Raw genomic sequence first — 21,082 nt, forward strand, 5'->3', positions numbered from 1 at the left:
ATGACGCCCTTCGCCGGAATCAGGGTGCTCGTTGTCGAGGACGAAGGTGCAATCGCCCTGTTGATCGAAGAGATGCTGGAGGATCTTGGCTGCGAAGTCGTGGCCTCGGTCGCCCGGCTGACGGCGGCCCAGGATCGGGCCAGCACGGCACACATCGACCTGGCTGTCCTTGACGTCAACCTGGCCGGCGAGCGGGTTTTTCCGGTGGCGCAGATCCTGCGTGATCGCGGCATCGCGTTTCTGTTCAGCACCGGCTATGGCGCCAGTGGCGTGCCGGCCGAGTTCGCGGGCTATCCGGTCCTGCACAAGCCGTTTTCCGAAAGCGAGTTGCAGCACAAGATTGGCTTGGCGCTGAAGGGAAGCACAACGATCTGTAGTGGACTTGGATCCTGAGAACAACCCAGTTCCCAGTGGTGGGGCGAAGCCTTTTTTGCTTATTTCTTTTTGGCGTTTGAAAAAAAGTGAGCCGCCGTAAGGGCGGAATCCTAGGCGGCCGTTACCGCAGCAATGGATATGTACTCAAACAGAAAAACCGTACCTTCCGCGAGGCTGCCATCGCGAGCAGGCTCGCTCCCACAGGTTAGCGGCTTAACTGACCGGTATCAGGGACACAGGCCACCTTTAGCCCAGTAGCTCCCTTAGCGCCCGAACAACATCAATCGCCGACTGTGTCGTAATGCGCCCGGGCGCCTGGTCGAACATATAAGCTCCGGCTCGGGCTCATGAAGCTGTGAAACGCTGGATCGAGCAGCTCTTCGGTTTCAAAGTGCTGTGTCCTGTGCGACGGGCAACGGGGCACCGGCAAGGGCGCCCCGTGCTTTTTCATTACAGCCAGGTTTTGATCTGCGTGCAAACCGCCTGGGTTGAAATACCGTAGCGGTCATGCAACGTGGGCAGGGCGCCCGCGTCGAGGAAGGCATCCGGCAGGCCGATCTGCCGGAACGTCGGCGTCACGCCATTGCGCAGCAGCACCGTGGCCACGGCTTCGCCCAGCCCACCGATCACCGAGCTGTTTTCCGCCGTTACCACCAGCCGTCCTGGCTTGCGGGCTTCGGCGAGAATGGTCTGCTCGTCCAGTGGCTTGATCGTCGGTACATGCAGCACCGCAACGTCGACACCGTCAGCCTGCAACGCTTTGGCCGCTTCCAGCGCACGCATGGTCATCAGTCCGGTGGAAATGATCAGGACATCGTTGCCGGTGCGCAGGGTCTTGGCCTTGCGGATCTCGAACTGGTAGCCGTATTCGTCCAGCACCAGCGGCACGTTGCCGCGCAGCAAGCGCATGTAGACCGGGCCCTGGTGCGCGGCGATGGCTGGCACGGCCTGTTCGATCTCCAGGGCGTCGCACGGGTCGATGACCATCAGGTTAGGCATGGCGCGAAAGATCGCCAGGTCATCGGTGGCCTGGTGGCTGGGGCCGTAGCCGGTGGTCAGGCCCGGCAAGCCGCAGACGATCTTGACGTTGAGGTTTTCCTCGGCGATGGCCATGCAGATGAAGTCATAGGCGCGCCGGGAGGCGAACACGGCATAAGTCGTGGCGAACGGTACGAAACCCTCGCGGGCCATGCCGGCTGCCGCGCTCATCAGTAACTGTTCGGCCATGCCCATCTGATAGAAGCGATCGGGATGGGCTTTGGCGAAGATGTGCAGGTCGGTGTATTTGGACAGATCGGCGGACAGCCCGACGATGTCCTGGCGCCGCTCGGCCAGCGCCGCCAGCGCATGGCCGAAGGGCGCCGGCTTCGTGGCCTGGCCCTCGGCGGCAATCGACGCAATCATCGCCGAGGTGGTGAGGCGTTTCTTGACCGGCTCGCTCGTCGAAATCGAGGTGTTGGCGGCGTTGCTCATGGCTGTTTTCCTTCTTCGAGATTGCTCAGCGCCAGGTCCCACTCGTGTTCTTCGACGCGGATGAAATGGGTTTTTTCGCGGTTTTCCAGGAACGGTACGCCCTTGCCCATGCGGGTGTCGCAGATGATCACCCTGGGTTGCGCGCCGGGGTGGTTGCGGGCGGCATCGAAGGCGGCGACCAGCGCGTCCAGATCATTGCCATCGACGCGCTGGGTGAACCAGCCAAAGGCCTGCCAGCGGTCGACAATGGGTTCGAAGCAAAGGATTTCGCTCGAATAGCCATCGGCCTGCTGGTTGTTGACGTCGACGATGGCGATCAGGTTGTCGAGCTTCCAGTGGGAGGCCGACATCACGGCTTCCCAGGTCGAACCTTCGTTCAGCTCGCCGTCCGACAGCAGGTTGTAGACGAAGGACGACGAGCCTTTGCGTTTCAGTCCCAGGCAGGCGCCGACGGCGATGCCCAGGCCCTGGCCGAGCGAACCACCGGTGATTTCCATGCCTGGCGTGTAGGCGGCCATGCCCGACATTGGCAAGCGGCTGTCATCGGCGCCGTAGGTTTCCAACTCATCGAGGGGGATGATCCGGGCTTCGATCAACGCCGCGTACAGTGCGATGGCGTAGTGACCGATGGACAAGTAGAAGCGGTCGCGTTGTTCCCATTCAGGCTCGTCGGGCCGGTAGTTCAGGGCATGGAAGTACGACACCGCCAGCAGGTCGGCGGCGCCGAGGGCCTGACCGACGTAGCCCTGGCCCTGGACTTGTCCCATGCGCAGCGCATGATGACGGATGTTGTGGGCGCGTTCGGCCAGCGACGTGGGCGCGGTGTGGGCAGCAAGGTTGGACATGATAAGACTCCGGTAACTCAACGATTGACCAGGGCGGCGGGAATGCGCAGCACCAGCAAGGCACCGCCCAGCAGCACGCCGGTGATCAGGTACATGCCGATGGCGCTGGAGCCGGTCTGGGTGGTGATCCAGCCAATCAGGTAGGGCGAGCAGAAACCCGCGAGGTTGGCAAAGCTGTTGACGGCGGCGATCCCGGCGGCGGCAGACACACCCCCCAATAAGGTGGTGGGCAGCATCCAGAACATCGACGAAGCGGACAGAATCCCTGACGCGGCCAGGCACAGGCTCAGGATCGACAGCAGGACGTTGCCGCCCAGCAGCGCAGCGAGGGTCAGGCCCAGGGCGCCAGCGATCATCGGCCCGATCAAGTGCCAGCGACGCTCGCGGTGTTTGTCGCCGCTGCGTCCCACCAGCAACATGGCGGCAATCGCGCAGAGGTAGGGCAGGCTGGTCAGGAAACCGATGTGCAGCGGATCGGTCACCCCAGCGTTGCGCACCAGGGTGGGCAGCCAGAAGGTGATTGCGTATTGGCCCATCACCACGCAGAAATAGATTCCCGCCAACAGCCACAACCGACGGTCATGAATGAATTCGCGCACTGAGGTGTGGGTCACTTTTTTCTGTTCGTCTTCGGCCAGCTCGCGGCTGATCAGGGCTTTTTCGTCCTCGTCCAGCCAACTGGCCTGGTGCACGCCATCCTTTAAATAGCTCAGTACCAGCAGGCCCACCACGACGGTAGGGATGGCTTCCAGTACGAACATCCATTGCCATCCTGCCCAGCCGTGCAGGCCGGCGAAGTGGTTCATGATCCAGCCGGAAAGCGGGCCGCCGACCATGCCCGACAGTGGGATGGCGATGAACCACAACACCGTCATGCGGGCGCGCCGATAGGACGGGAACCAGTAGGTCAGGTACAGCAACAAACCCGGTGCGAGTCCGGCTTCGGCGACGCCGAGCAGAAAACGCAGGGCATAGAACTGCCACGCGGTTTCGACGAAGGCGAAGAGCGCGGAAATAATGCCCCAGGTGATCATGATCCGGGCGATCCAGACGCGTGCGCCGACCTTGTGAAGGATGATGTTGCTGGGCACTTCGCAGAGGAAATAGCCGATGAAGAACATGCCGGCGCCCAGGCCGTAGACGGTTTCGCTGAGGGCCAGGTCGTTCATCATCTGGAGCTTGGCGAAGCCGACATTGACGCGGTCAAGGTAGGCGCACAGGTAGCACAGCATCAGGAACGGCATCAGGCGCCACGCAGTCTTGCGATAGGCGTTGGTGCGCACGGTCGAAACCGCTTCGAGCGACAGAGTGGTCATGGGGTCTGATCTCTTGTTGTTATTGACCGCCAGGCCATGGGCCCGGCTGCGTCTCGATCCAGAACCGTACGGGCCTCGCGGCCCGCCCGTGTTATCAGTGAATCAGCATTCCGCCGTTCACGTCCAAGGTGATGCCCGTCAGATAGGAGGACAGGTCACTGGCCAGGAACAGCGCTGCGTTGGCGACATCCTGGGCTTCACCCAGGCGCCCCAGTGGAATGCCGTCGATGATCGCGTGACGGCGATCATCGTGCATCAGGCCGCCGGTGATATCGGTGTGAATCAGCCCGGGCGCAATCGAGTTGACCCGCACGTTGTCCGGCCCCAGCTCCCGTGCCATGGCCTTGCCCAGGCCCAGTACGCCCGCCTTGGCGGCGCTATAGTGCGGGCCACCGAAGATGCCGCCACCGCGCTGGGCGGAAACCGACGACATGCAGACGATGCTCCCGGCGTGCTGTTCGCGCATCACCGGAATCACCGCCTGGGACATGAGCAAGGTGCCGCGCAGGCTGACGTCCAGCACCTTGTCATAGTCCGAGCCGCGAATATCCAGGGTCTTGAGCGGTTGAGTGATGCCGGCGTTGTTGACCAGCACATCAATGCGACCGAACTGTTCGATGACGGCGGCGACGGCCTGGCGGACCTGCTGTTCATCCGCGACGTTCGCGGCCAGGCCCAGGTGACCTTCGCCCAGGGAGGCGGCGGCGTCACGGGCAGCGGATGCGTCCAGGTCGAGTATCACGACCCGGGCGCCGTGCTGCGCAAACGTGGTTGCAGTGGCACGACCGATACCTCGCGCCGAAGCAGCACCGGTGATAATCGCGACTTTGCCTTGAAGAAGCATGGGGCACCTCTGATTGTTGTTATGGGAGACATTCGGCCATAAACCGATGACTCACTTTGTTCCGCGCCCATGACCTGAGCAATAACGCGAATGTCACTCGGTGCTGAAAAAAATTCAGCACTCGCCAGCCGGTGAGCGGGGTGGTTGAATAGCCCGGTGCCCGAATGACAAGACTTTCAGCGGAATAACAATAATCATGCGCTCACCTGACGATGCACCTGCCGTGCTGCCTCCCCTGAAAGCCATTCAGGCCTTTGAACAGACGGCGCGTTTCGGCAATGTCGCCCGCGCCGCCGAATTGCTGGAGCTGACCCCCTCGGCGGTAAGTCACCAACTGGCCAAGCTCGAAGCGATGATCGGGCGACAACTGTTTTTCCGCACGGCCAGGGGCGTGACCCTCACCCCGGTGGGCGAGCAGTACCTGACTGAAGTCTCTGGCATCCTCCACAGCCTGGCGGTGGCCACCGAACGTGCGACCAGCGATGTCAGCCTCGATTGCCTGCGCCTGCACTCGTCTCCCAGCTTCGGCCTGTTGTGGCTGATGCCGCGCCTGGAACAGTTTCGCGAGAGTCACCCGGATATCCAGCTCAACCTCTCGTGCTCCTACGAATCGTTGCACTTCAGTCGGGACAAGATCGACGTCGACATCCGCCACGGCATGCCCAATTGGCCGAGCTTCGAAGTGCGTACCGTGCGCAACGAGCGGATTGCGGTCATGGCCTCCCCGAAATTGTTGGCGAAGCGGCCTGTGCGAGCCGTGGCGGATCTGCTCGACCGCGAGCTGATCCTGTCGGAGGCGACCCTGATCAAATGGCCGCAGTTGTTCGCCCAGCACGGTTTGTCCCGGCCGGAGAAGCCCTACACCCTGAGCTTCGACCGTTCCTACATGACCCTGGAGGCCGCCAGCCACGGCCTCGGTTTTGCCCTGGAAAGCACGCTGTTGGCCCAGGACTACCTCGCTCGTGGGGCGCTGGTTGAAGTGGCGCCGGATTTGAGCGCTTCGATCACCGCGCACCACCTGGTGTTTCCCCGGGCCCATGCCAACTTCCCTCGAGTCCGACGTTTTCTGGAGTGGATGCAGAAGGAGCTGGGACACGATTTCAATTACTGAACGGCCCTCAAGGGATAAAGGCCAGCACCCTGGCCGGTGAACCTGATCCAGCCTGAAGGGGCAGCACGCCGATGACCAGCGTGCAACCGGTGGCCGGGAGTCGATCGAGCTGATTCAGGCATTCGAGGATGATGCCGCGCTGTTGCAGCACCAGTCGGTTGCTCGTGAAGGACGTTTCCTGCCCTGGGTCGACGCCGTGGGTGTCGATCCCGATTCCGGCGATACGCCGTTGCTCCAGCAAGAACCGGGTGGCATTGGCACCGACGCCGGGGAAGTGCAGGCCGCGCTCATCCTGGTTGAAGAAACGGCCCGGATCCGCCCAGCGCGACTGCCAGCCCGTGTGGAACAGCACCACGCGACCCTCCGGAATCGGGCCGTGCGTCTGCTCCCAACTTACGATGTCTTGCAGGTCGATGACGTAGTCAGCGTTGTCGCCAACACGACTCGCCAGATCCACGACCACCGCTGGGCGCACCAACGAGTCCGGGCTGTAGCCATCGATGCCCATGGCGCCGGCCTCGAAAGTGTTCGGGGCATTCATGTGGGTAGCGCTGTGCTCGCCCATGCTGAAGCTGCGCAGGTAATAGCCATCCTTTTCCAGCGACGCCTCAGTGTTGAGCACCACGGGTGGGTCATTGGGCCAAAGGGCAATGTCCGGCGTGATCAGGTGGCTGAGGTCGACGATCTGGTTGAAATGAATGCTGGGCATGGCTGACGTCCTGTTTGGCGGCTGGAAAAAACACTTAATGGCCCTGGCTGGTCCTGATCAACTCATAGGCCCGACGCACCAGCGGATTGACGGTATTGGCGCGGATCCACAGGTGATAAGTCACGTCCGGCATCCGCGGCAAACCATCGTTTTCCCCCAGTACCCGCATGTCCGGGCCGAGCATTTCCATGCTGCGCGGCGTGACCCCCAGGCCGGCACGGGTGGCGGCCTTGATGCCGATCAGGTTCGATGCCAGGTAGGCCTGGCGCCAGGGAATGTTGGCGCGCTCCAGGGCCTCCAGGGCATAGCGGCGGTAGATACTCGGCTCATCCACCAGGATCAGTGGCAACGGTTCGCCGGGGTTGTGCTGGTACTGCGCCGAGCAGATCCACCACACCGGCGAGGTGCGCAAGGCGAAGCCTTCAAGGTTCGGATCCTGGCGCGTGGAGATGATCATGTCGACCTTGCCCCGGTGCAGATCGTCCATCAGGAACGGGCTGCGGCCGACATCGATTTCCAGGCGCAGGCGCGGCGCCGAGCGGGCGATGTGGCTGAGGATCGGCGGCAGGATGGTGTCGGCGATGTCATGGGGCGAACCGATGCGCAACACGCCGCTCAGGCTGCTCTCGCGCAGGGAATTGAGTGCGTCATCGTTGAGCGAGAGCATTTGCCGTGCGTGGCGCAACAGTTGTTGGCCGGCTTCGGTGAGCTGTTTGTGTCGGCCGCGCTTTTCGAACAAGCTCACGCCGACCTGTTGTTCCAGGCGCTGCATGTGCTGGGTGACGGACGATTGCGTACGGGCCAGCCGGGCGCCAGCCTCGGCAAAACTGTGGTGATCGACGACGGCGATAAAGGTGCGCAGCAATTCGAGGTCGAGGGTCGACATGGCAGTGCTCATATCAAGGATGCAACGTTAAACATTACATAATTTTATGTGTTGGGTAGAGCCATTTAGGTGCCTGTCTATTTCTGTCCAATAAATACGGGGTTATTCGTTTTAGGTCTGACAACAAAACCCAACGAGTTATAACAATAGTAGATATTTGAATTTCCTTCGCCCTCAGGCGGTACCTAGGATTCCCACTCATCAGGCCGGGGGACGCCGGCTATTTCATGAGGGGAAATCCATGTTGTTCGAGCGCTCACCCAAAAAACGATTGCTGCCTTTCATGTTGGGCGCCTTGTTCTCACTGGCGGGCGCCAGTATCGCCCAGGCCGACGCGACCCTGGACAAGATCGAGCAACGCCATGAGCTGGTGGTCGGCGTATTGCTGTCCGGCGGACCTTTTGGCGGGATCGATCCCACGACCCAGAAACCACGTGGATTGAACGTCGATCTGGCCGAGGAACTGGGCCGGCAACTGGGCGCCACGGTGCAATTGGTACCGGTATTGCCGGCCAACCGTGTGCAATTCTTGCAGCAGGGCAAGGTGGATCTGCTGATCGCCAACATGGAATGGACCGCCGAGCGCGGCGAAATCCTCGGCTTCGTGCCCACGCCGTTCTATCGCGTCGGCGGTACCGCCGCGGTGCTCAAGGACAGCAGGATCAGTCGCTGGGAAGACCTGAAGAATCAGCCAGTGTGCACTTCCCAAGGCAGCAGCTACATCAAGCCGCTCACCGAACTGGGCGCCGAGATCAAGGCGTTCAAAAGCTCCTCGGAGTCCTTGCTCGCGCTGCGCGGCAACAACTGTGTGGCGGCGGTGCACGACGCCACGCTGATCAATCCGCTGGTGGCCGAAAACGCCGAATGGCAGGGCTACCGCGCTATCAGCCCGGAGCTCAACCCCGCGCCTTCGGTGATCTGGACGCGCAAGGGGGAAAACGACACCCAGGCCAGGCTCGACCCGATCATTCAACAACTGCACCGCAGCGGCTGGCTGATCGAAGCCCAGACCCGCAACCGCATCACGCCTGCGTCGCCGGCCCTGGTGGAGTTGCAGAAAAAGTTCCAGGGCAGCGGTGCCTGACGGCTGCCGGACTTTCCATTCTTTTTATCGACTGTCGCTCAAGGTAGCCGCCCATGACTTCGTTTTTCTCCGCCAGAACCCTGGCCACCCTGTGCCTGGCGTGGTCCGCCGCCTGTGCTGCGAGCCTGGCCCAGGCTGATGCCACGCTGGACAAGATCCAGCAACGCCATGTCATCAGTGTCGGGGTGATGCTCAGTGGCGCACCCTTCGGCACCATCGATCCGAAGACCGGCGAGCACCAGGGCTACAACGTTGAATTGGCCAAGGGCATCGGCAAGGCGTTGGGGGTGCGGGCCCAGACCGTTTCGGTCCTGGCGCCGAACCGCGTGCAGTTCCTGCAACAGGGCAAAGTCGACATCCTGATCGCCAACATGCAGTTCACCGAGGAGCGCGCCGAGATCCTCGACTATGTGCCGACGCCTTATGAAGAAGTCGGTGGCGCCGCCTTGATTCGCAAGGGCTCGGGCTTGACCCAATGGGCTGACCTCAAGGACAAACCGGTGTGCGTGTCCCAGGGCAGCAACTTCATCAAGCCGTTGCAGGAAACCTACGGCGCGCAGATCAAGGCGTTTCGCAGCCAGTCCGAATCGCTGCTGTCGTTGCGCGGCAACGGTTGTGTCGCGGCGGTGCACGTGAGCCCAACCCTGCATGCATTGCTCAGCGACGCGGAGTGGGAGGGCTATGAAATCCCGCTGCCGGGGGATCTGATTCCATCGAATTCGGTGATCTGGCTGCGCAAAGGCGAGCACGATCTTCAGGCCAGGCTCGATGCCGTGGTGCGTGATTGGCATCGCAGCGGCTGGCTGATCCAGTTGGGCGAGCGCACCGGCATGGCACCGTCCCAGGCCCTGCGCGATCTGCATGAGAAATATCGCAACGCTGCACCATTGGCGGCGCTGCCATGAGTCAATCGCTGTGGTTGACCTTGCAGGCCCTGGTCGGCGTGAAACATGTGCAGAGCAGCGAAGAGGCTGCGGCGTACCTGACTGATAAGCAGGGCCGTTACGTCGGGCAGGTGATCGCCGCCGTACATCCGGCCAACACCGAGGAAGTCGCCGCGGTGGTCCGTGCCTGCGCGGCGTCGCAAACCCCGATGGTGGTGCAGGGCGGTAATACCGGGCTGATGGGCGGCGCCACCCCGAACGCCGACGGCCGCGCCGTGTTGTTGCTGCTGGACCGCATGAATCGCGTACGCGCCGTGGACACCGACAACGACACCCTGACGGTCGAGGCAGGCTGCCTCCTGCAAACCGTCCAGCAGGTTGCCCGTGAGGCGGATCGGCTGTTTCCCCTGAGCCTCGGCGCCGAGGGCAGTTGCACCCTCGGCGGCAACCTGGGGACCAACGCCGGCGGCACCGCCGTGCTGCGCTATGGCAATGCCCGTGAACTGGCCCTGGGCCTGGAAGTGGTCACCGCCCAAGGTGAAATCTGGGACGGCCTGCGCGGCTTGCGCAAGGACAACACCGGCTACGATTTGCGGGACCTGTTCATTGGCAGCGAAGGCACCCTGGGGATTATCACCGCCGCGACCCTTAAACTTTTTCCCCGTCCCAAGGCTCAGGTCACCGCGCTGTTGGCTTTCGACTCGCTGGCGCAAGCCGTGGCCTTGCTGTCCCATGCCCGCAGCGGTTTCGGCGCAGGGCTGACGGCGTTCGAGTTGCTCAGCGCCGAGTGCCTGGCGTTGTTGCACGAGCAGTTCCCCGAGGGGCCGCGCCCCTTCAACGGTGCCCGTCAGCCCTGGTACGCATTGCTGGAACTGTCGGATAACCACAGCGAAGCCCATGCTCGGGAGACCTTCGAGCATGTGTTGGGAGAAGCCTTCGAGCAAAGCCTGCTGGCGGATGCGCTGATCGCCGAAAGCCTCTCCCAGAGCCAGGCCTTCTGGCAATTGCGCGAAAACATGAGCGATGCGCAGAAACGCGCCGGGCGCAATATGAAGCACGATATCTCAGTGCCGATTTCCCAGGTGGTGGCGTTCGTGGCCGCGACCGATGCGCTGTTGCAGCAGCATTTTCCAGGCGTGCGGCATTACACCTTCGGTCATCTGGGCGACGGTAACCTGCACTACAACGTTGCCCATCCGCTAGGCTCCACGGTCGCGGCGCACATGGCCCATTACGTCGCGCTCAGCCAACTGGTGCACGACAGCGCCCATGCCCACGGCGGTTCGATCAGCGCCGAGCACGGTATCGGCCAGCGCAAGGTCGACGTGCTGGCTCGCTACAAAAGTCCGGTGGAACTGGACCTGATGCGCCGCATCAAGCAAGCCCTGGATCCGCACAATCTGCTCAATCCCGGCAAGGTCCTGGCGGGAGGGCAACCATGAGCCTTCGTCTGTCCAAGCGCGTGCAGCGTGTATCGCTGTCCGCCAATGCCGCCGCCAAATCCCGCGCCACCGCGTTGCGCGAGGGTGGTCGGGATATTCTCGACCTGACCACCGGCGAGCCGGATTTCGATACCCCCGAACACATCAAGCAGGCCGCCTATGCAGCCATTGCAGGCGGCGCCACCAAGTACACCCCGACGCCCGGCGTGAAGGCACTGCGGGTAGCCGTCCAACGCAAGCTGCACAACGAAAACCGCCTGGACTATCCGCTGGAATCCATCGTGATTGCCAACGGCGCCAAGCAGATCATTTTCAACGCCTTCGCCGCGACTCTGGATGACGGCGATGCAGTGCTGGTGCCGACACCGTACTGGCCGTCCTTCCCCGACAGCGTGCGCTTCAATGGCGGCGAGCCGGTGTTTATCGAATGCGGGTTGGCCCAAGGCTGCAAACTCACTGCACGGCAGTTGGAGCGGCACATTGGCGAACGCACGCGCTGGCTGATTCTCAACGGTCCGGGCAATCCCAGTGGTGCGGTGTACAGCGAGGCCGAATTGCACGCCTTGGCCGAGGTCCTGCGGCGCCATCCGCAGGTGTTGATCCTGCTGGATGAACTCTATGAGCACATCCGCTTCGACGGTTCCCCGGCCCAGAGCCTGCTCAACGTCGCGGCGGATTTGCAGGCGCGTTGCCTGCTGGTGGGCGGGGTGTCGAAAACCTACGCCATGACCGGTTGGCGTATCGGTTTCGGGGCGGGGCCGCAAGTGCTGACCGAAGCCATGGCCGTGGTGCAGTCGCAATCGACCTCGGGCGCTTCTTCGGTAGGTCAGGCAGCCGCTTTGGCGGCGTTCGAGGGTGGCCTGGATTTCCTGCCGGAACAGGTCGCGGCCTATCGCCGGCGCCGCGATGTGCTGGTGAGTGCGCTGCGCGACGTTGACGGTCTTGAGGTCCTTGAGCCGCAAGGCGGATTTTTCGTGTTTGTGCGCTGCGCGGGTCTGCTGGGGCGTTATCGCCCGGATGGACAGCGTGTGGACAGCGACGCCGATGTCGTCGCCTATTTGCGGGAGGAGGGTGTCGCCGGTGTGGCAGGCAGCGCCTATGGTTTGTCGCCGTGGTTTCGCCTGTCCATTGCCACCGCCGATGAGATCGTTGCTGAAGCCGGACGCCGTATCGCTTACGCCTGCGCCCAACTGAGGAACGAACCATGAGCCACTGGCTGGAAGTGTTCGTCCATTGGAGCGCCGGACTGGGCCTCAACTATAACTTTCTGCTCGATGCCTATCAGCGCGGCACCCTGGAGCAAGGTGCGTTGACCACGGTGTTGTTGTGCCTGTTAACCATCGTCGGCAGCCTGTTGGCGGGTGTCGGCCTGGTGGCGTTGTTGACCTCTGGCCGGCCTTGGCTGGCGAAGCCGGCGCGGGTGTTCGTCGAGGTTACGCGCAACACGCCGACCCTGGTGCAGCTGTACTGCGCGTTCCTGGTGCTGAACATGCTGCTGACCCAGGCAGTCGGCACGGCCAATCCGCTGACGCCGTTTGCCTGGGTGGTGATCGTGATCTCGCTGCATAAGGGCGCGTTTCACGCTGAAGCGCTGCGGGCCGGGATCGAAGCAGTGCCGGCGGTGACTCTGGAAGCCGCCAGTTCCCTGGCCTTCAACAACCGTCAGTTGCTATGGAACGTGCAACTGCCCTTGGCCCTGCGTTTTGCCTTGCCGTCGCTGATCAACAACCTGATCGACCTGGTGAAAATGACCGCCGTGGCCTCTGCCATCGCCGTGGGCGACATCACCTACGCGGCGATCATGATCTGGACCCAGAGCGATAACGTCCTGGAACTGATGATCCTGATCCTGTCGTTTTTCGGCCTGTTGAGTTTCACCGTCAATTGTGTGGGGCGTTATCTCGAAGCGCGCCTGAGGATGCCCGGTTATGGCCATTGATTCGTTGGTAAGCGCGCCCCTGGCATGGCCGCGTCGGCATCCGGGCAAATTGCTGTTGTTGGTGGGAGCGGTGCTCTGGTTGGTCTATGTCATGCCTGACAGCCCGGTGCTCAAGGCCTTGTTGAAATGGTCCCCGGCGCTGATCGCAGGCTTCGGCCAGAACATTCTCATCAGTCTGCTGGCCATCGGCCTGGGCTCGGTGGTGGGACTGGTGGTCGGCGCCATGGTGCTGTCACCGCTGCGCCTGTTGCGCTGGCCGGCGCGGATCTGGGTGCAGGTGTTCCGTAACGCGCCCTGGCTGGTGCTGATCTATTTCACCACCTACGTGTTTCCGTTCGAGATTCGGATTGGCAGCACTTACGTTGCATTTCCCGACTGGGTCAAGGTCACCCTCGGCCTGGCCTTGCCGGCCAGTGCCAATGTCGCGGAAATCTTCCGTGGCGCCATTGCTTCGATCCCCAGCACCCAGTGGGAAGCTGCGCGGTCCCTGGCGTTCAGCCGTGGGCAGATCTTCCGCTCGATCATCCTGCCGCAGTGCTTCAAGCGCATGTTGCCGCCGTGGATGAACCTTTACGCGGTGATCACCATGGGCACGGCGCTGGCCTCCCTGGTGGGTGTGCACGACGTGATCGACACCGCGCAGATCGCCAGCAACACCGTGAACCTGACCGGTTTCACCGTGGTGATCTACCTGAGCCTGTTGGTGCTGTTCTTTGCCTACTGCTACCCGATTTCCCGTCTGACCCAATACCTGGAGCGACGCTATGCCTTCTACTGAAACCGTCGCCGAGCCTCTGGTCAGCCTGCGTGACTTGCACCTGTCGTTTGGCAGCAACCCGGTGCTCAAGGGCGTCGACCTCGACGTTTACCGAGGCCAGGCCGTGTCGATCATCGGCCCGTCCGGCTCGGGCAAGTCGACCATCCTGCGCTGCATCACCGGCCTGTTACAGCCCCAGCGCGGCAGCATTCGCGTCGGCGCCACCGAAGTCCACGCCCTGGCCCGGGAGGCCCAGCGCATTGAGTTGCGCAAGCGGGTCGGGTTCGTGTTCCAGCAGTACAACCTGTTCCCGCATCTGTCGGTGCTGGAAAACCTGGTGATCGCCCCGCGCAAGGTCTTGGGACGCAATCGAATCGACGCCGAGAAGGACGCCCGCGCCTTGCTGGCCAAGGTGCGCATGGAGCACAAGACCGATGCCTATCCGGGGCAATTGTCCGGTGGGCAACAGCAACGGGTGGCGATTGCCCGTGCGTTGGCGATGCGCCCGGAGCTGATCCTGTTCGACGAGGTGACCTCGGCCCTGGACCCGGAAACCGTCGGCGAGGTGCTGACGGTGATCCGTGAGCTGACCGAGGAGGGCATGACCTGCGTGCTGGTCACCCATGAAATGCGCTTCGCCGAAGAAATCAGCGACGTCGTCTATTTCACCGAGAACGGGGTGATCGTCGAGCACGGTAGCGCGGCGCAGATTTTCCAGGCCCCCACCAGCGAGCGCACCCGCGAGTTCCTGCGTCATGCCTTGGGTGATCCGGGGCGTCGGCAGCCGATTGCCAACGACCCGTACCTGTTGACCAACCTCAGTCGCTACAGCCTGTCCGTCTGATTTCCTATTGATAAAAATGGAGCCTGTCTCATGAGTATCTTTAGCCGTCCCGATGTCATCGAAGACTTCCTGCAAAAAGTGCGGGTGATCCATCAGCGTGGCGTCGACCGTGCTGCCCTGGTGGAGATCGTCGCCCTGTTGGAGGCGTTGGCCGAGCGCCGCGACCTGTTCAACTTCGACGCCTTCCCGGCGCCGGTGCCGGGGCAGGGCAGCACCGCGTTTCGCTATCGCCTCAATGACGACGGCGATACACCGACGCTGTACCTCAACTCGCTGTTGCCGGGCAAAAGCACAATCGCGCACAACCACGAGACCTGGGCCATCATCAGCGCGGTTGAAGGCCAGGAAATCAACTACGTCTACCACCGCGATGACGAAGGGCGCGAGCCGGGCTACACCACTTTGCATCTGGAGAAAGAAATCGTCGTGCAGCCCGGCACGTCCATCGCGTTCCTCGGGGAGGACCTGCACGGCATCCGGGTCGCAGGCGAGCAGCCGACCCTGCATTTCCATCTGTATGGCTTGCCGCTGGAGTCGCTCAATGGCCGTTATGGCGTCGAAGCCGACGGGCGCATCCTCAATTACAACGCCTCGCAAATGGCACCGTCGATCAAGGCCTACGCCCACTGATCCTGTGCATCCAGCCATCTATCTTTCTCCAGCGGGACTTTCATGAGCCAGACCATAACTCCCGGACAATTGCAGCAGTGGTTGTTCGACGGGCAGGAAATCGCCCTGTTTGATGTGCGCGAGCACGGCCAGTACGGCGAAGCGCATCTGTTTTTCGGGGTGAACCTGCCCTACAGTCGCCTGGAGCTGGAAGTCCGACGCCTGGCGCCAAATCCCCGGGTCCGGCTGGTGATTTACGACCAGGACGGCGGGACATTGGCGGCACGCTCGGCGCAACGTCTGCACGCGCTGGGCTACGCCAATGTGCACATTCTGGAAGGCGGTGCCGATGGCTGGCAGCGCGCCGGGTTCCAACTGTTCGCCGGGGTGCATGTGCCTTCCAAAGCCTTTGGCGAAAAGGTAGGAGAAGCCCGTCACACCCCGCACGTCAGCGCCCGGCAACTGGCGCAATGGCAGGCCCGGGGTGAGCCGCTGGTGGTGCTCGACGGCCGGCCGTTCGAGGAATACCGCAAGATGACCATTCCCGGTTCGGTCTGCTGCCCGAACGGCGAACTGGGTTATCGCGTGCAGGATCTGGTGCCGGACGAGCGGACGCCGATCGTGGTCAATTGCGCGGGTCGGACCCGCAGCATCATCGGTGCCCAGACGCTGATCGACCTGGGGATCAGGAATCCGGTCTATGCCTTGGAAAATGGTACTCAGGGCTGGGATCTGGCGGATCTACCCTTGGAGCATGGCAGCGAGCGTCGTTATGCCGATGAGGTGTCGACCGGCAACCTGGCGGCACAGCGACTGGCGGCGGCACGACTGGCCGAACGGGCCGGTGCGCTGGCCGTCGAGGCGGTGCAGGTTCAGCAATGGGCGAAGGAGATCGAACGCAGTCTTTTTCTGTGTGACGTGCGCACCGCCGAGGAATTTGCCGCCGGCACACTGCCGGGGGCGCAACACACGCCGGGTGGGCAGTTGATTCAATCCACCGACCTGTACGTGGGCGTACGAGCGGCGCGGGTGGTGCTGTTCGACAACGACGGTGTGCGCGCGCCGATCATCGCGGCCTGGCTGCGGCAACTGGGGCATGAGGCTTATGTGCTGGCCGACGGATTGAGCGGTGGCTTGACACTGCCGGAGCAAGACGTCGTGCTGCCTGAACCCTTGCCATTGATCAGCGTGCAGGCCCTGACCGATGCGCTGAAGGATGATGCGGTCGCGTTGATCGATCTGCGCCCGAGCATGGTTTATCGCAAAGGTCATATCGCCGGGGCGCGCTGGTCGATCCGTCCGTTGTTGGCGGACGCGCTGGCCGGAGAGAAACGGCCAGTGGTGCTGGTTGCCGATGATCCGCGATCGGCTGCGTTGGCCGCGCAGGAATTACCTGAAACGCAGCGAGGGCAGGTGCGTTTGCTCGACGGAGGCTGGTCTTCGGCAGGTCTGGTGCTGGAGCAGGGTGCCGAGACATTGTCGGATGAACAATGCATCGACTTCCTGTTTTTCACCCATGACCGCCATGCCGGTAACAAGGACGCGGCGCGTCAGTACCTGGCTTGGGAAATTGGCCTGTTGGCGCAGATGAGCGCAGACGAAATCGCCAGCCTCAAACCGTTGCACTCGCAGTCTTTGGATAAGCAAGTTCGCACCCGTCTGATCCATGCTGCGCGGACCGATAAGGGTAACGGCGCCAGGGCGGTCAACGTTCCTGTCAGTCGCCTGAGTACGGTGTTGTTCGATAACCTGGCGCAGATGCGTGACGTTCGCTCACGGCGCGACAGCGAGCGGCTTCTGAGTTATGGCGCCAAGGGCAATCCTACGGCCTTCGCCCTGGAAGACCTCGTCACTGAACTGGAGGGCGGTTATCGAACCCGGTTGTTTGGCACCGGGCTGGCGGCAGTGGCGCAAACCTTCCTGGCTTACCTGCGTCCCGGTGATCATGTGCTGATCACCGATGCGGTCTATTCGCCGGTACGCCGCTTGGCGCGAGACTTTCTTCAGGCCTTCGGTATCGAAGTCAGCTACTTCGCCCCCGATGGCAGCGACCTGCCTGTACGGCTGCAAGCCAACACCAGAATGGTCTACGCCGAAGTGCCCGGCTCGCTGCTGTACGAACTCTGCGATCTGCCTGCCATTGCCGCATTGTGCAAATCGCGAGGGATCCTGTTGGCGGTGGACAATACCTGGGGCTCGGGCTACTTGTACCGGCCGCTAGCCCTGGGCGCCGACATTTCGATCATGGCCCTGACCAAGTATCTCAGTGGCCACAGCGACGTGGTCATGGGCAGCGTCTGCACCCGGGAAGAGGCCTGGCCGGCCCTGGCGGCCATGAGCGACACCTTCGGCACCACCGTCAGCCCCGACGATGCCTACCTGGTCCTGCGCGGCGCCCGCACCCTGGCATCTCGCCTGGATGTGCACGCGCGCCAGGGACTGGAGATTGCCCGTTGGTTACAGGCACAGCCGCAGGTTAAGCGGGTCTTCCATCCGGCGCTGACCGACCACCCGGGCCATGCGCTGTGGAAGCGCGACTTCCAGGGCAGCAATGGCTTGTTGTCCTTCGAACTTCAACGCGCCGACGATGCTTACCTGGAACGTTTCATCGATGCGTTGCAGTTGTTCGGGCTGGGTGCTTCGTGGGGTGGGTACGAAAGCTTGGTGACCGTCGCGCATGTCGGGGATCGCGACAGCGCGCAGGACCGGGCGTTGAATCCAGTGGTGCGCTTGCACATCGGGTTGGAGGATGTCGGGGCGTTGATCGAGGATCTGGAGAAAGGGTTTGCTGTGGCGGCGGGGTCATCCGAACACTGAAGTTGCACATAACGTGAAACCGCCGCGCCGACGAACGTTGATGGCGAAATGCTGCCAGCTTGGCTACCTTTTCCCATGGCCTCTTCACTGATCGGGAGGTTGCGCGGCTAGGGGGGCGCGGTTGGATGCTTGTCCCAGAGCGGCCGGATGACGGCCTGTTGATCGACAAGTCGACCCGTGATCCTCGATTTTCATGGCATTACAAGGAGTGTAAGCAATGAATGAAGACTGGCCGGCCTTGGGCTTGAATGACGTGGAGCATTCCTTTGGCACCAAGTTAGGTGCCAGTAACAACCCATTCCTTCAAAAGGCACTGAAAGACCAGAAAAGGATTGGCAACTGCTTCGCCTATTCGATGCTGTGGTGTCGTCAATGCATAAAGTTGAACCGCAAGCTGCAAGCCAAGAGTGAACTATTGACGCACAGGCCGCTCATGGTCGCCGCTCAGGCCATGCAATCGTCACAAGTGCGACAGAACAGAAAAGGTGCCTACGGACCGGAAGGCATGCTGGGCGTGGCCTATTACCAGGCAATGGCCGCCGCATTCTGCGTCTCTGCGGCTGAGGTTGGCAAAGATGTCGGATCTATTTTGAGCGACCATAATGGCTGGATTGAATTGGTCACCAAAACAGAAGGGTATTATGTCATTGCTTTCATTTTCGCCGGTGGTGGAGCACACGCCGTCGCGGCGTTGAACAAAGGCCGGGAGCTGGTTTTCTTTGACCCGATTAAAGGTCAGTATTCGGTGGATAATTACGCACCATGGGAAATGATGCAGTACTACGCGGACGTCAAGAAAAGCTGCGATAACTATGGCTTCATTACGAAGTGGATCGCGGTCAGTGTCAGCTGAGGGCGGGCTGTTACGGTTCGCTCGACACACATTGAGGTCCAATTTCTTCCTGCCCTGCGTTTGTCCCTATCGCCGTCTCCAATACAAAATCCTTTCCAGGCGCTAATATCCGCGCCGACCTCCCGTACCTCGGACTTTCCCCCTTCATGAAACTGCACCTGCTTACTGCCAGCTTGTTCTTTGCCTGTACCCTGAGCTACGCCGCCGAGCCGCCCATTCCAAAACCACTGGAGGAACAGGTCGGGCACCTGGTGGCGCTGCTCAAAGACAGCTACGCCACCGGCTACCCGGAAGCGACGTTGGTGCAGACGCTGGATACCGGCGAGGACAGCGAAGTCACGCTCGCCGTGTTCACCATCGAAGGCTTCGGCATGGGCAACAACTACAGCCAATACCTGGCGGCTTTCACTCCGGAAGAGAACGAGGAGGGTGTGCAGCATTTCAGCTTGCTCGACGTGATTCGCATCGGCGGTGATAGCTGGCGGTCGATCGACAAGCTGGACGCCAAACTGGTCAGCGATCCAGCGGGCGAGCAGACCTTGATCGACATTCCGGTGCTGGAAAACACCGACAGCGATGCGCCGAATTTTCCTAGCAAGGCGGCGACGATTCATCTGTCGCTGGATGGGGCCCAGTCGCTTCGGTGGGTGGAGTTGAAGTAGGGCAGTTTGTTGTTGGGCACGATGGCAGATGGTGCACCCGGTTCTCACATTCAGTTCTCACATTCGGTTCAATGGCAGGGCCAAGTCTCGTTCCGTCTGTCCGCGCTGTCAGATCTGACAGTAGAGCGGTGATGCTGTCCGTTCTAAGGTCTTATCGACAGACAAAGCGTGTCATGGATATTCAGGACCAATCGGACTTCATTGCTTAATAGTATGGAGTGCAAGAGCATTGTGCTCGATCCACAGGGATTGGTTGTTGGATTTTGTATCGTCGTATAGGCCGCTTGGTTTGCTAAGTGGTGATTGATTGTCACCGTTGAGTAACTGAAGAGGGCTATTTTATGAAAGCTGTTTTCTATCTTTCCGGGCTGGGTTTACTTGCTGTTTGTCATCAAGTGAGTGCCCAGTGGGTTGCCGGAAATTCGGAGAGTTCATTAGCTGACGGTAGTGCGACATTGATGGCTATCCGTGGCCAATATTTCAACGTCGTTGAAAACTGTGGAACGAATAACAGGCCGGCGTTTCTTTGCAGTGGCGTGACACTGAGAGTGACTAAAAAATCCGACCGGTATCGGGTCTGGGATCCGAGTCCACCGTCCCAGCAGCGAGGTGGAGTTGCATTTTCCTATCTGCGAGCGGATGCAAAATTTCAGACTTTTGCCTGGGGTTATAACAATGGTTATATTCTCTATCCCAAGTTTTCGGCTCCTGCCGATAAACTCTCCCTTGGTGTTGTTTGTTCCTTTCCGATGGATTCCTGGGATTGGCATCGCGACGCTCTGTGTGGTCGGATAACGCTGGAGGAAAATCAGCATTACGAAGTCAGTCGTCCATGCCAGTCACAAGGTATTGTCAATTCCGACCAATGGGCCAATCACTGGAATCAGTCTGTCAGCACCAATGCTCATTTGGATCAATGTGGTTTTGATGTCGCGAGCGGCACCGCCAATGGCGCGGTGTTCTTTTATGAATCACTTAAGGCCAAGCAGAAAATCAATGGCTTCTACGAGTGGAATGAAATACAGGTAGCTACCTGGCCCCAGGGTAGCGCCAGGACACTGCCCCTCCAGGCATTCTTTTACTCTGATCCTGTTGGGCTGGCAGACGCCCGGTCCAATCAAAAAGAGTTCTACACCGATACCGGAGGTATCGTCGTTCCCATTATAAAGGTCACTCTTCCAAGTACCGTTAGCCAGGACACTGTATTTGATTTTCAACCCAGCGATCAGGAAGTTACGGCTGGGCAGGCGACTACGCCGCCTTCTGGGGAGCAGCCGTGGATCGTCAACCCGCTGGATGGGGCTGCTGTAACGTCTCCCTTCAGAATTTCCGGAAAAAGTGCATCGGGTGCAACGGTTGATGTGTGTCTCGAGGGCGGTTGGTATTGTTTTGGCGCGCCAGCGGTGGCCGACGGTAATGGCTACTGGTTTATTGACGGTGCGCAGTTGAATCCGGGAAGTTACAAGTTTACGGCGAGGCAGACAAGCAACGGTCAGGTATCGAGTTGGACGGCCAATCGAACTTTAACGGTTCAGTGAAGACTTGATAAAGGATTAATGAGAAATGTATCCACTGCGACGCTGTTGAATTGGGCAGCGGAAGAAAAATATATTGGCGTACAGGAAGACGGAG

20 protein-coding genes are annotated in these 21,082 nt (G+C 61.0%); 14 read left to right on the forward strand and 6 right to left on the reverse strand.

The annotated features are described in order from the left end of the window. Positions 1–393, forward strand: coding sequence for a response regulator (locus EGM97_RS15585; protein ID WP_238962088.1), 393 nt, complete (start codon positions 1–3; stop codon positions 391–393). Positions 394–825: 432 nt separating this feature from the next. Here EGM97_RS15585 and EGM97_RS15590 read toward each other — a convergent pair whose 3' ends face one another. From EGM97_RS15590 to EGM97_RS15605, 4 genes are all read right to left on the reverse strand, one after another. Further along, positions 826–1,848: a transketolase family protein gene (locus EGM97_RS15590; protein ID WP_238962087.1), complete on the reverse strand. Its 1,023-nt coding sequence runs from the start codon at positions 1,846–1,848 to the stop codon at positions 826–828. After that, on the reverse strand, positions 1,845–2,693 hold the full coding sequence (locus EGM97_RS15595; RefSeq protein ID WP_238962086.1) for a transketolase: 849 nt from the start codon (positions 2,691–2,693) through the stop codon (positions 1,845–1,847). The genes EGM97_RS15590 and EGM97_RS15595 overlap by 4 nt, the downstream gene beginning before the upstream one ends. Before the next feature lie 17 nt (positions 2,694–2,710). Further along, entirely contained in the window at positions 2,711–4,009 is a 1,299-nt protein-coding gene (locus tag EGM97_RS15600; protein WP_238962085.1) for an MFS transporter, read from the reverse strand. Positions 4,010–4,103: 94 nt separating this feature from the next. Beyond that, positions 4,104–4,853 carry an SDR family NAD(P)-dependent oxidoreductase gene (locus EGM97_RS15605; RefSeq protein WP_238962084.1) on the reverse strand — a complete coding sequence of 250 codons (750 nt, stop codon included), beginning with the start codon at positions 4,851–4,853 and terminating at the stop codon, positions 4,104–4,106. Positions 4,854–5,049: 196 nt separating this feature from the next. On the opposite strand from EGM97_RS15605, the gene EGM97_RS15610 reads away from it, so the two are divergent. Beyond that, on the forward strand, positions 5,050–5,964 hold the full coding sequence (locus EGM97_RS15610; protein ID WP_238962083.1) for a LysR substrate-binding domain-containing protein: 915 nt from the start codon (positions 5,050–5,052) through the stop codon (positions 5,962–5,964). Positions 5,965–5,971: 7 nt separating this feature from the next. Here the strand turns inward: EGM97_RS15610 and EGM97_RS15615 are convergent, their stop codons facing one another. Both EGM97_RS15615 and EGM97_RS15620 read right to left on the reverse strand, forming a co-directional pair. Further along, a complete protein-coding gene (locus EGM97_RS15615) occupies positions 5,972–6,673 on the reverse strand; it encodes a cyclase family protein (RefSeq protein ID WP_238962082.1) in 702 nt (233 codons plus the stop codon). 34 nt (positions 6,674–6,707) lie between these two features. Beyond that, positions 6,708–7,571: a LysR substrate-binding domain-containing protein gene (locus EGM97_RS15620; protein ID WP_238962081.1), complete on the reverse strand. Its 864-nt coding sequence runs from the start codon at positions 7,569–7,571 to the stop codon at positions 6,708–6,710. 229 nt (positions 7,572–7,800) lie between these two features. Here EGM97_RS15620 and EGM97_RS15625 point away from each other — a divergent pair, with 229 nt between their 5' ends. The 12 genes from EGM97_RS15625 to EGM97_RS15680 all read left to right on the forward strand — a co-directional run bounded on the left by EGM97_RS15625 (position 7,801) and on the right by EGM97_RS15680 (position 20,988). Then, complete coding sequence (locus tag EGM97_RS15625; RefSeq protein WP_238962080.1) at positions 7,801–8,643, forward strand: transporter substrate-binding domain-containing protein; 843 nt, start codon at positions 7,801–7,803, stop codon at positions 8,641–8,643. 53 nt (positions 8,644–8,696) lie between these two features. After that, the gene (locus EGM97_RS15630; protein ID WP_238962079.1) at positions 8,697–9,548 is read left to right on the forward strand and encodes a transporter substrate-binding domain-containing protein; all 852 of its coding nucleotides are present in this window, start codon (positions 8,697–8,699) and stop codon (positions 9,546–9,548) included. Then, complete coding sequence (locus EGM97_RS15635; protein ID WP_238962078.1) at positions 9,545–10,969, forward strand: FAD-binding oxidoreductase; 1,425 nt, start codon at positions 9,545–9,547, stop codon at positions 10,967–10,969. The genes EGM97_RS15630 and EGM97_RS15635 overlap by 4 nt, the downstream gene beginning before the upstream one ends. Next, on the forward strand, positions 10,966–12,177 hold the full coding sequence (locus tag EGM97_RS15640) for an aminotransferase class I/II-fold pyridoxal phosphate-dependent enzyme (protein WP_238962077.1): 1,212 nt from the start codon (positions 10,966–10,968) through the stop codon (positions 12,175–12,177). The genes EGM97_RS15635 and EGM97_RS15640 overlap by 4 nt, the downstream gene beginning before the upstream one ends. Beyond that, positions 12,174–12,908, forward strand: a complete 735-nt coding sequence (locus tag EGM97_RS15645; RefSeq protein ID WP_238962076.1) for an amino acid ABC transporter permease — start codon at positions 12,174–12,176, stop codon at positions 12,906–12,908. The genes EGM97_RS15640 and EGM97_RS15645 overlap by 4 nt, the downstream gene beginning before the upstream one ends. After that, entirely contained in the window at positions 12,898–13,686 is a 789-nt protein-coding gene (locus tag EGM97_RS15650) for an amino acid ABC transporter permease (protein ID WP_238962075.1), read from the forward strand. The genes EGM97_RS15645 and EGM97_RS15650 overlap by 11 nt, the downstream gene beginning before the upstream one ends. Beyond that, on the forward strand, positions 13,673–14,509 hold the full coding sequence (locus EGM97_RS15655; protein ID WP_238962074.1) for an amino acid ABC transporter ATP-binding protein: 837 nt from the start codon (positions 13,673–13,675) through the stop codon (positions 14,507–14,509). Before EGM97_RS15650 ends, EGM97_RS15655 begins: the two co-directional genes overlap by 14 nt. A 30-nt stretch (positions 14,510–14,539) precedes the next feature. Beyond that, positions 14,540–15,139, forward strand: a complete 600-nt coding sequence (locus tag EGM97_RS15660) for a cysteine dioxygenase family protein (protein ID WP_238962073.1) — start codon at positions 14,540–14,542, stop codon at positions 15,137–15,139. 42 nt (positions 15,140–15,181) lie between these two features. After that, complete coding sequence (gene metC / locus EGM97_RS15665) at positions 15,182–17,935, forward strand: cystathionine beta-lyase (RefSeq protein ID WP_238962072.1); 2,754 nt, start codon at positions 15,182–15,184, stop codon at positions 17,933–17,935. A gap of 217 nt (positions 17,936–18,152) precedes the next feature. After that, the gene (locus tag EGM97_RS15670; RefSeq protein WP_238962071.1) at positions 18,153–18,788 is read left to right on the forward strand and encodes a hypothetical protein; all 636 of its coding nucleotides are present in this window, start codon (positions 18,153–18,155) and stop codon (positions 18,786–18,788) included. Between the two features lie 146 nt (positions 18,789–18,934). Beyond that, a complete protein-coding gene (locus tag EGM97_RS15675; RefSeq protein WP_238962070.1) occupies positions 18,935–19,450 on the forward strand; it encodes a hypothetical protein in 516 nt (171 codons plus the stop codon). Positions 19,451–19,791: 341 nt separating this feature from the next. Beyond that, entirely contained in the window at positions 19,792–20,988 is a 1,197-nt protein-coding gene (locus EGM97_RS15680; protein ID WP_238962069.1) for a halovibrin HvnC, read from the forward strand. Positions 20,989–21,082: the final 94 nt, after the last annotated feature.

Origin of the sequence: Pseudomonas sp. AF32, from assembly GCF_022342325.2 — a bacterium.
Taxonomy (GTDB): domain Bacteria; phylum Pseudomonadota; class Gammaproteobacteria; order Pseudomonadales; family Pseudomonadaceae; genus Aquipseudomonas; species Aquipseudomonas uvaldensis.

Excerpts from the sequence above, each read along its gene's own strand:
- EGM97_RS15585 (WP_238962088.1), top strand. The coding sequence starts at position 1 with ATGACGCCCTTCGCCGGAATCAGGGTGCTCGTTGTCGAGGACGAAGGT.
- EGM97_RS15590 (WP_238962087.1), bottom strand. The coding sequence starts at position 1,848 with ATGAGCAACGCCGCCAACACCTCGATTTCGACGAGCGAGCCGGTCAAG.
- EGM97_RS15595 (WP_238962086.1), bottom strand. The coding sequence starts at position 2,693 with ATGTCCAACCTTGCTGCCCACACCGCGCCCACGTCGCTGGCCGAACGC.
- EGM97_RS15600 (WP_238962085.1), bottom strand. The coding sequence starts at position 4,009 with ATGACCACTCTGTCGCTCGAAGCGGTTTCGACCGTGCGCACCAACGCC.
- EGM97_RS15605 (WP_238962084.1), bottom strand. The coding sequence starts at position 4,853 with ATGCTTCTTCAAGGCAAAGTCGCGATTATCACCGGTGCTGCTTCGGCG.
- EGM97_RS15610 (WP_238962083.1), top strand. The coding sequence starts at position 5,050 with ATGCGCTCACCTGACGATGCACCTGCCGTGCTGCCTCCCCTGAAAGCC.
- EGM97_RS15615 (WP_238962082.1), bottom strand. The coding sequence starts at position 6,673 with ATGCCCAGCATTCATTTCAACCAGATCGTCGACCTCAGCCACCTGATC.
- EGM97_RS15620 (WP_238962081.1), bottom strand. The coding sequence starts at position 7,571 with ATGAGCACTGCCATGTCGACCCTCGACCTCGAATTGCTGCGCACCTTT.
- EGM97_RS15625 (WP_238962080.1), top strand. The coding sequence starts at position 7,801 with ATGTTGTTCGAGCGCTCACCCAAAAAACGATTGCTGCCTTTCATGTTG.
- EGM97_RS15630 (WP_238962079.1), top strand. The coding sequence starts at position 8,697 with ATGACTTCGTTTTTCTCCGCCAGAACCCTGGCCACCCTGTGCCTGGCG.
- EGM97_RS15635 (WP_238962078.1), top strand. The coding sequence starts at position 9,545 with ATGAGTCAATCGCTGTGGTTGACCTTGCAGGCCCTGGTCGGCGTGAAA.
- EGM97_RS15640 (WP_238962077.1), top strand. The coding sequence starts at position 10,966 with ATGAGCCTTCGTCTGTCCAAGCGCGTGCAGCGTGTATCGCTGTCCGCC.
- EGM97_RS15645 (WP_238962076.1), top strand. The coding sequence starts at position 12,174 with ATGAGCCACTGGCTGGAAGTGTTCGTCCATTGGAGCGCCGGACTGGGC.
- EGM97_RS15650 (WP_238962075.1), top strand. The coding sequence starts at position 12,898 with ATGGCCATTGATTCGTTGGTAAGCGCGCCCCTGGCATGGCCGCGTCGG.
- EGM97_RS15655 (WP_238962074.1), top strand. The coding sequence starts at position 13,673 with ATGCCTTCTACTGAAACCGTCGCCGAGCCTCTGGTCAGCCTGCGTGAC.
- EGM97_RS15660 (WP_238962073.1), top strand. The coding sequence starts at position 14,540 with ATGAGTATCTTTAGCCGTCCCGATGTCATCGAAGACTTCCTGCAAAAA.
- metC (WP_238962072.1), top strand. The coding sequence starts at position 15,182 with ATGAGCCAGACCATAACTCCCGGACAATTGCAGCAGTGGTTGTTCGAC.
- EGM97_RS15670 (WP_238962071.1), top strand. The coding sequence starts at position 18,153 with ATGAATGAAGACTGGCCGGCCTTGGGCTTGAATGACGTGGAGCATTCC.
- EGM97_RS15675 (WP_238962070.1), top strand. The coding sequence starts at position 18,935 with ATGAAACTGCACCTGCTTACTGCCAGCTTGTTCTTTGCCTGTACCCTG.
- EGM97_RS15680 (WP_238962069.1), top strand. The coding sequence starts at position 19,792 with ATGAAAGCTGTTTTCTATCTTTCCGGGCTGGGTTTACTTGCTGTTTGT.